Source organism: Pseudomonas izuensis (assembly GCF_009861505.1).
In the GTDB taxonomy this organism is placed as follows: domain Bacteria; phylum Pseudomonadota; class Gammaproteobacteria; order Pseudomonadales; family Pseudomonadaceae; genus Aquipseudomonas; species Aquipseudomonas izuensis.
Window position 1 is genome coordinate 22,009 of the sequence record NZ_WTFT01000019.1, and the last position, 8,358, is coordinate 30,366.

Genomic DNA, 8,358 nt, shown 5'->3' on the forward strand with positions numbered 1-8,358 from the left:
TAATAAGGAATACCGATGCGCATTCTGCTGTTATGCCTGTTCAGCCTGCTGGCTGCCTGCCAGTCCCACTACGTGTCACCGCCCCCGGCAGCGATTGCGCCGCAAGGTCGGGATCATGCCGATCTCGGTGTGATCCGCGAGCTCGCCACCGGGCGCACCCTCACGCCGCAAGAGCTGGTCGAGCGCCTGGCTGGCGCTCCCCGTGTGCTGGTCGGCGAGCAGCACGACAATCCCGATCACCATGCCCTGCAACTGTGGCTACTGCGCGAACTGGCCAGGCAACGCCCGCAAGGCAGTCTGCTGATGGAAATGCTCAACCCCGACCAACAGGCCAAGGTCGATGCGGCGCAGGCCGCCACCCGTGCCGGTCAACCGCCGGCCGATCCGTACCAGGCGCTGTCCTGGCAAGCCAATTGGGATTGGGGCGTCTACGGTGCGCTGGTCACCTACGCCCTGCGCCAACCCTACCCGCTGCTGTCAGCCAACCTGGACCGGGCGCAGATCATGCAGATCTACAAACAGCGCCCGATGCTCACCGGCGAAGCGTCCACGACCCCACAGGTACGAGCGACTTTGCTGGAGGACATCCGCGAATCCCATTGCGGTTTGCTGCCCGAAACGCAAATGCCGGCGATGCTCGCCGTGCAACAGCAGCGTGACCGGCGCATGGCCGAACGCCTGTTGGCGGCACCGACGCCGGCGGTGTTGTTGGCCGGGGCGTTTCATGTGCGCAAGGATTTGGGGGTGCCGTTGCATTTGAAGGACCTGGGTGCTGGCCAGGGTAATGCGGTGTTGGTGCTGGCCGAAGCCGGTAAGACAGTGAGCGCAGAAAGCGCGGATTATGTGTGGTATACGGCGGCGCAGCCGGAGCAGGATCACTGCGCGAAGTTGCGTCGTTAGTTCGTTGACTGATCCAGGATTTTTGGTGAGGCAACTACCGCTATCGCGAGCAGGCTCGCTCCTACAGGGGAATGCATTCCAAATGTGGGAGCGAGCCTGCTCGCGAAGGCGGCATCACAGTCACCACAAATCTCAAGGCATTACCCTCTGTCAGGGCGCCGGAAAGCTCTCCAGATAAGCCAGCAAATCATCGATCTTCTCCTGATCGCTGATCCCCCAGAAAATCATCCGCGTCCCCGACACCACCGCCTTCGGATCTTCGATATACGCCGCCAGTTTCTCCCGCGTCCAGACAATGCCGGAGGACTTCATCGCATTCGAGTACTGATAGTCCGTCGTGCTTCCCGCCGTGCGCCCGACAATACCGTTGAGCTGCGGACCGAAAAAGGCCCGCGCCGACTCGCCGATCTGATGGCAGCCACTGCACATGCGCTTGAACAGTTTCCCGCCCGCTTCGGCATCACCCTGCGCGTTCGCCTGCGCGACGAACAAACCTGCACCGAGGCTCAGGACGAGGGTCATCAAGGCCGCTTTGTTCATTTACAGCTCCAGCCTGCAGCGAAAAAAATGGCCGCCATTTGAGCATGACCAGGGTGTTAAACCGAAGCTTTTCAGACGCACGAGGCCCATGCCTGCCGTCCATCCCGCCACTCCACGCCCCGCTTTTGCCCGCCTAGACTACCTATTCACAACATGCGTGGCCTGAGCAACTGCCACCCATCCACAGCCACACCAGCAAACGGAGGCACAATCATGAAAATTGTCGTCATCGGCGGTACAGGCTTGATCGGAACACAGCTCTGCAAACTCCTGCGTGAAGGTGGCCACGATGTGCTGTCGGCCTCGCCGAGATCGGGCGTCAACGCCGTCACCGGGGAAGGATTGGAGGCCGCACTCAAAGGCGCCGAGGTCGTGGTTGACGTCGCCAACTCACCCTCGTTCGAAGATGCCGCCGTGCTCGAATTCTTCGAAAAATCCGGGCGCAATCTCGCCGCCGCCGAGAAGGCCGCCGGCATCAAGCACCACATCGCCCTCTCGGTGGTGGGGACGGAACGGATGCTCGAAAGCGGCTACTTCCGCGCCAAGATGGCCCAGGAAGAGTTGATCAAGAAGTCCGGGGTGCCCTTCACGATTCTGCGTGCGACGCAGTTTTTCGAGTTCATCGGCGCCATTGTCCAATTCAGCATGCAAGGCGACACCGCTCACTTGACTTCGGCCGCCCTGCAACCGGTCGCCTCGGCCGATGTCGCGGCGGCGCTGGCCAAAATTGCCGTGGCGGCGCCCACGGGCCAGACGCTGGAAGTGGCCGGCCCGGACAAGCAACCCCTGGTGTCTTTCGTCAAGACGTACCTGCAACACACCGGGGATCAGCGCAAAGTGGTGACCGACGATAACGCCGGATACTACGGCGCGAGCATTAACGACCAGTCGCTGACCCCGGGCGCCAATCCCATCCTCGGAAAGATTCATTTCGATCAGTGGCTCAAGAGTACAAGCGCCCAGTGATGACGGACGGGGGCGTCCGATTCGCTCCCTGCCCGATCAGGCCAAGGCCCCGCCCTCCACTCTCATCAGGAGCATCCCATGAGAACCCCCGTTATTCTCGCCCTGCTTGCCCTGCCGCTCATCACCACCCCAGCCCTGGCGGCCGATGCGCCACACCCGGATGTCAAAGTGATTTCGGAAACGGCACTTCCCGATTACCCGGGCAAGGAAGTGCTGATGCTCACCGTCGAGTTCCCGCCCGGCGGTGCCGACCCGGTTCATCGGCACAATGCCCACGGCTTCATTTATGTGCTCGAAGGCTCCATCGTCATGGCGGTCAAGGGTGGCAAGGAAGTCACGCTGATGCCCGGACAGAGCTTCTACGAAGGCCCCAATGACATACACACCGTGGGCCGCAATGCCAGCAAGGACAAACCCGCCAAATTCGTCGTGTTTCTGTTGAAGGACCAGGGCAAGCCACCGGTCATCCCGGTCCCTTGACCCTGAGAGCAGCTGTATAAAACAAAAAATCCGGAGCCTGATACAGGACTCCGGATTTTTTGGGTGACTGCAATTACTGAACGTTCTTCAGCTTGATCACATCACCGGAAACCTGAGTGGTGTAGCCATTGAGGACCCATGCCCAGAACCAGCGTTCCTGCACTTGGGTGTTGATCATGGCATCGCCGCCCTTGGCTTTGATCGCCTCGTCCTGTGCCCGCACAAAACGACTGTTCTGACGAATCGGGATCACGCCGAAGAGCATCAGGCCCGTGGCGCTCGCTTCGCTGTGGCCCAGTACGGTGTACTGATTGCTGTCATATTGCCGGGTGTTCATTGGGGCACTGCTGCAACCCGCCAACACCAGGCCAGCCAAGGCACCCGCCACCACTTTACTGAGGTATTTCACTGCACAACTCCATGAGTAAGCGCCCGGGATCCAGCTCTCGGGCGGCGCACACTTTAACGAAAATGATGGCCATTGGATATCACTCAAAATCCTTGTAGGAGCTGGCTTGCCAGCGAAAGCGGCCTGACATCCAACATCACCGTTGACTGACCCGCCGCCATCGCAAGCAAGCTCGCTCCACATCAGGTTTGATGCCTTAACGTTTCAATCCTTGAAATCCGTGGACAGCGCCAGTTCGTTCCACTCGGCCAGTTCCTGGGCAACGAAACGGTTTTTCGCTTCGATGCGCGCAATGGTATCGCTGCCCAGGGCCAGCCGTTGTGGCGGGTTCGGCGCGTTGACCAGGGCCAACATGGCCTCGGCGAACTTCACCGGATCACCGGGTTGGGCATGGTTGGCGGATTCGGCATATTTGCGCATCGCCCCCACCGTCTCGTCGTAATCCGGCAATTCCAGCGCGGTCTTCACCAGCGACTGCTCGTCGAGGAAGTCGGTCCGGAAGAAGCCCGGCTCGACCACGGTGGCGTGGATGCCCAGCGGCGCCAGTTCCTGATGCAGGGCCTCGGTGATGCCTTCCACCGCAAACTTGGTGGAACCGTAGACACCCCAACCCATGTAGGCCTGGTAACCACCGATGGAGGAGATGTTGATGACATGCCCGGCGCGCTGGCGACGCATGTGCGGCAGCACCGCGCGGGTCACGTTGAGCACGCCGAAGACGTTGGTGGCGAACAGACGCTCGGTCTCGCTGGCGCTGGTCTCCTCCACCGCGCCCAACACACCGAAGCCGGCATTGTTGATCAGCACATCGATGCGGCCGAAACGCTTGATGCCTTGCGCCACGGCCTGATGCGCTTCTTCCTCACGGGTCACGTCCAGGCGCACGGCCAGCAGGTTCGGATGATCGCCCAGGCGGGCGGTGATTTCTTCGGGTTTGCGAGCCGTGGCAATCACCGCGTCGCCGGCACGCAGAGCACGTTCTGCGATGAGTGTGCCAAAACCACGGGAAGCTCCAGTAATGAACCAAGTACGCATTTCAACTCCTCCTGTCAGCGACCCGAGCGTGATTGCCGGGCCTTCTTGATGAGTTGACGCCACTTTAAAACTCCACTACTGATGTGATAATCCCAATAATTTTGCATGGCTTTGTGAAAGGTATTCACAGATGAAAGCACCTTCAGCGGCAGACCTCTCGATCTTCCTGAGCGTGGCCAATCACCTGAACTTCAGCCGGGCGGCGGTCGAACTGGGCGTGACGCCTTCGGCGCTGAGCCATGCCGTGCGCACCCTGGAGAACCGGCTCGGCGTCCGGCTGTTCAACCGCACCACCCGCAGCGTCGGCCTGACCGAGGCAGGCGAACGCCTGCGCGCGCGATTGCAACCGGCCTTTCGCGACATCGACGATGCCCTGGAAGACTTGAACAATTACCGCGACAAACCCTCGGGCAGCCTGCGCATCACCGCCGGACGCCAGGCCGCGGAACTGGTGCTGTTACCGCTGGCCAGCGAATTCCTCGCGGCCTATCCGGACGTGAAACTGGAGATCGTGGCGGACGACGGCCTGGTGGATGTGGTCGCCGGCGGTTTTGATGCCGGTGTGCGCTTCGGTGCGCGGCTGGAGGCCGACATGGTCTCGCTGCCCATCGGCTCGTACCTGCGCTCGGTGGTCGTGGGCTCGCCAGCATTCTTTGCCCGGCACGCTGTGCCACAGAAACCCGAAGACCTGCATGGCCTGCCGTGCATCCGCCATCGTTTCCCCAGCGGATCGCTGTATCGCTGGGAGTTCGAACGCGGTGGTATTGCCGAGGAAATCGAAGTCGACGGCCCGCTGACCCTGGGTGATGTGAGCCTGATGGTCGGCCCGGCGTTGCAGGGCGTCGGCATTGCCTACCTCTTCGAAGACATGGTCAAGGCGCAGGTGGCTGACGGTAGCCTGGTACAAGTGCTGGACGACTGGTGCCCCTACTATCCCGGACTGCACCTGTATTACCCGAGTCGTCGCCATGTACCCGCAACGCTCAAGGCCTTTATTGAATTCGTTCGTGCTGATCGACAGACGAGCCCACGCCAGGCTCGTCCTGTACCAACAGTCCGGCCAGACGCTTGATCAACGGCGTTGCCAGCAGCACGAAGGGAATGAGGGTGGCCCAGGCCAGCAACCAGGCCTTGAACCAGTAAACGAGCAGTGCGCTGAGAGAAAGACCGGACGGACTGGCAATCGCCGCGGCAATGGCACAGGTGATGGCCGACTGGATCACGCCAGTGGCGTGCTGACGGTAGCGCGGGGGAAGTCTTGGCATGTTGCGGACCTCTCGGTGGCATGGCGGCGCCCGTGCAACGGTGCGCCGCCAGGTTGTGGATCAGGACTTGAGATATTCCACGGTTTGCGCCGTGGTCCACAGGGCGTTGGCGATGTAGCGGTAGTTGATCAACGCCGCCAGGTAACCATCGCCTTCCGGGGTGGTCGGGCCCGCGGTGGCGTCGCGGACCACGGCCACTTCAAAGCCCTGCTCCAGCAGCTCACGCAAGTGCGACTCGACACAGAGGTTGGCCGCCATGCCCGCCAGAATGATCTGCGACACGCCGTGCTTGCGCAGTTGCAGCGCCAGGTCATTGGTTTCCGGACCGTACACCTTGTGCGGCGAGGCGATGATGGTTTTACCGTCGAGGATGTACGGCTTGAACTCGGGCATGAAATCGGCACCGGAGTTTTCGAAACCGTCGAGGGTCAGCGGCCCCTTGCGATCAAACATGCAGATGCTGTGCATGACCTTTTCCAGTGGCCCGCCGAAATGCCATTCGTGGTCGCACGGGTAGTAGTAATGCGGGGAAACCGCGACGGTAATGCCCGCGCCTTTGGCCGCGGCGAACAACTGGCCGAGGTGATTGACCACGTCGTGCTCGACGATGCTCTTGCCGAAAACACCCCAGCTCACGCCTTCGGGGCTGAGAAAGTCGATCTGCGGATCGATGACCACCAGCGCGGCGCGGGACAGGTCAAGCTTCATGCCCGGGTCCGGCAGCGCCGGCTCTGTCGGGTCAGCGTATTCGGCGGCGGTGCGGATCGAATCATTGCTCATGTACATGGACTCCGGTGGTGGACGAGAAATATCGCTCTGCGCCATGGCACCCTTGAGGGGCGTTGATTACCATCGGCGAGAGCTGCATCCTACGGCCGCGCCCTGCTCCACTTTTGCCAGGACGTACAGAGTCTTTACCCGGGCGTCTTCAACATGGATATCCTTTCCGAATTTTTCGAACGCACGCACTTGCAGGGCCGGCTGTTCTTCGCCGGTCCCGTGGACGGCACACTGATGCTCGACAAACCGCCGGGCATGGCGTTTATCCATGTGATCAGTCGCGGCGATATCGACATGGTGCAGCCGGGGTTGCCGAACATTTCCATCCGCGAACCCAGCGTGTTGTTTTGTCCCAGCAGTTGCCGCTACCAGCTGCGTTCCAGTTCCGCTCAAGGCGCCGAGCTGATCTGCGCGTCGTTCCAGTTCGGGCGCAACTCCCTGCAGCCCTTCCCGCTCGGGCTCAAGGAAACCCTGGTGTTTGCGTTCAAGGAACTGGACAACCTCACACCCCTGCTCGGCACCCTGATCAACGAATTCCAGGACCAGGCCCCCGGCCGGTCCAAGGCGCTGAACCTGCTGCTCGAATACCTGTTCGTGCAGCTGGTGCGGCGCTCGGTGATGGAGGGCAAGATCTCCGGCGGTCTGCTGTATGCCCTTCAGGATGGGCGCCTTGCGACGGTGTTCAACCGGATTCACGAGGAACCGGAGGCACTCTGGACCGTAGAGAAACTGGCGCAACTTGCGAACATGTCCCGGTCGAAATTCTCGGCGTGTTTCACCCGGATCATGCAGATCTCACCGATGGGCTATGTCACCGCCTGGCGCATGAAACTGGCCCAGGACTTGCTGCGCGACGGGGTGCAGATCAAGGTGATAGCCGCGTCGGTGGGCTACAGTTCGCAAGCATCATTCTCCAGAACCTTCCTCAACGTGGTGGGCAGCCCACCGGCCGAATGGCTCAAGCGCGATGCAAGCGGTGAAGATGCGCCTCAGGTAAAGGTGCGGGTGCTGCCCGACCTGCCCAATGATTCAACCAGCTACTAACCTGTCAGAGAGAAAACAGATGGTCACTTGCTACCTGAAATACGTGCTCGACCCGTTCAAGCTCGAAGCGTTCGAGCATTACGGCAAGCTGTGGATTCCACTGGTGGAAAAATTCGGCGGCCAGCATCACGGCTACTTCCTGCCGTCCGAAGGCGCCAACAACATCGCCATGGCCATGTTCACCTTCCCCAGCCTGGCGGCCTACGAAACTTACCGGCAACAGTCGATGAGCGACCCGCAATGCATCGCCGCCTTCAAGTACGCCGAAGAAACCCGCTGCATCCTCAGCTATGAGCGCAGTTTTTTCAGGCCGGTCTTCGGTGACGCCAAACGCTGACCGACTAGCCTTGGGCTGGCGCCTTGGCTGAAGGTGGCTTCGTCAAATCCAGGCAGTAGGTGTAGTAACCCGGATCACGCACCCAACCCAACGACTCGTACAAACCCTGCGCGCTGTGATTGTTGGTGGCGGTTTCCAGGGTCATGCCTTTGGCACCCATCAACCGGGCAAAGTCGCGGGCGGTGTTCATCAGCAGCGTACCGACGCCCTTGCCACGGGCGGCGGGCGTTGTGAACAGATCGCCGAGCAGCCAGGTGCGATGTGCGTCGATGGAGGAAAACGTCTGGAACATCTGCACGAAACCCAGGGTTTCGCCACTGGCGTCCTCGGCGTAGAAAATCACCGACTCGTCGCGGGCGATCCGTTCGGCAATGAAGGCGCGAGATTGCGGCAGGTTCGATGGCTGGCCGTAGAAGCCGCGATAGGCGTCGAATAACGGGGCGATTTTTTCGATGTGGGAAGCGTCGGCGCGCAGGGCCTGGATAGGCATGAGGGTGCTCCATTGCGGTCTCTGGGGATCTAGAGCCTAGCAATGGGAATCGAATTTTTCCTGGCTCACTCTCACAGGGATGGGGTATCTGAAAAATCAGGTCGGCTGTCAG

Annotated in this window: 12 protein-coding genes; 6 read left to right on the forward strand and 6 right to left on the reverse strand. The window is 60.9% G+C overall.

Annotation, left to right across the window (positions count from 1 at the left end):
• Positions 1 to 15 precede the first annotated feature (15 nt).
• Positions 16 to 900, forward strand: a complete 885-nt coding sequence (locus tag GPL81_RS17550; RefSeq protein ID WP_160107752.1) for a ChaN family lipoprotein — start codon at positions 16 to 18, stop codon at positions 898 to 900.
• A 150-nt stretch (positions 901 to 1,050) separates the two neighbouring features.
• Here GPL81_RS17550 and GPL81_RS17555 read toward each other — a convergent pair whose 3' ends face one another.
• The gene (locus GPL81_RS17555) at positions 1,051 to 1,440 is read right to left on the reverse strand and encodes a c-type cytochrome (protein ID WP_160107753.1); all 390 of its coding nucleotides are present in this window, start codon (positions 1,438 to 1,440) and stop codon (positions 1,051 to 1,053) included.
• Positions 1,441 to 1,653: 213 nt separating this feature from the next.
• On the opposite strand from GPL81_RS17555, the gene GPL81_RS17560 reads away from it, so the two are divergent.
• Positions 1,654 to 2,406, forward strand: coding sequence for an SDR family oxidoreductase (locus GPL81_RS17560; protein WP_160107754.1), 753 nt, complete (start codon positions 1,654 to 1,656; stop codon positions 2,404 to 2,406).
• Positions 2,407 to 2,484: 78 nt separating this feature from the next.
• Positions 2,485 to 2,886, forward strand: coding sequence for a cupin domain-containing protein (locus GPL81_RS17565; protein WP_160107755.1), 402 nt, complete (start codon positions 2,485 to 2,487; stop codon positions 2,884 to 2,886).
• Positions 2,887 to 2,959: 73 nt separating this feature from the next.
• Here GPL81_RS17565 and GPL81_RS17570 read toward each other — a convergent pair whose 3' ends face one another.
• Positions 2,960 to 3,295 (reverse strand): hypothetical protein, encoded by a 336-nt coding sequence (locus GPL81_RS17570; protein WP_096510175.1) that lies wholly within the window; start codon positions 3,293 to 3,295, stop codon positions 2,960 to 2,962.
• 204 nt (positions 3,296 to 3,499) lie between these two features.
• Positions 3,500 to 4,330, reverse strand: coding sequence for an oxidoreductase (locus tag GPL81_RS17575; RefSeq protein WP_096510174.1), 831 nt, complete (start codon positions 4,328 to 4,330; stop codon positions 3,500 to 3,502).
• A gap of 130 nt (positions 4,331 to 4,460) precedes the next feature.
• Here GPL81_RS17575 and GPL81_RS17580 point away from each other — a divergent pair, with 130 nt between their 5' ends.
• Complete coding sequence (locus GPL81_RS17580) at positions 4,461 to 5,402, forward strand: LysR family transcriptional regulator (protein WP_160107756.1); 942 nt, start codon at positions 4,461 to 4,463, stop codon at positions 5,400 to 5,402.
• On the opposite strand, the gene GPL81_RS17585 is transcribed toward GPL81_RS17580, so the two are convergent.
• Positions 5,323 to 5,595 carry a DUF2798 domain-containing protein gene (locus GPL81_RS17585; protein WP_160107757.1) on the reverse strand — a complete coding sequence of 91 codons (273 nt, stop codon included), beginning with the start codon at positions 5,593 to 5,595 and terminating at the stop codon, positions 5,323 to 5,325. The genes GPL81_RS17580 and GPL81_RS17585 overlap by 80 nt on opposite strands.
• Positions 5,596 to 5,655: 60 nt before the next feature.
• Entirely contained in the window at positions 5,656 to 6,375 is a 720-nt protein-coding gene (locus GPL81_RS17590; protein WP_160107758.1) for a cysteine hydrolase family protein, read from the reverse strand.
• A gap of 153 nt (positions 6,376 to 6,528) precedes the next feature.
• On the opposite strand from GPL81_RS17590, the gene GPL81_RS17595 reads away from it, so the two are divergent.
• Positions 6,529 to 7,419, forward strand: a complete 891-nt coding sequence (locus GPL81_RS17595; protein WP_160107759.1) for an AraC family transcriptional regulator — start codon at positions 6,529 to 6,531, stop codon at positions 7,417 to 7,419.
• A 19-nt stretch (positions 7,420 to 7,438) separates the two neighbouring features.
• Complete coding sequence (locus tag GPL81_RS17600; protein ID WP_160107760.1) at positions 7,439 to 7,756, forward strand: NIPSNAP family protein; 318 nt, start codon at positions 7,439 to 7,441, stop codon at positions 7,754 to 7,756.
• A gap of 4 nt (positions 7,757 to 7,760) precedes the next feature.
• On the opposite strand, the gene GPL81_RS17605 is transcribed toward GPL81_RS17600, so the two are convergent.
• Positions 7,761 to 8,246 (reverse strand): GNAT family N-acetyltransferase, encoded by a 486-nt coding sequence (locus tag GPL81_RS17605; RefSeq protein ID WP_160107761.1) that lies wholly within the window; start codon positions 8,244 to 8,246, stop codon positions 7,761 to 7,763.
• Positions 8,247 to 8,358: the final 112 nt, after the last annotated feature.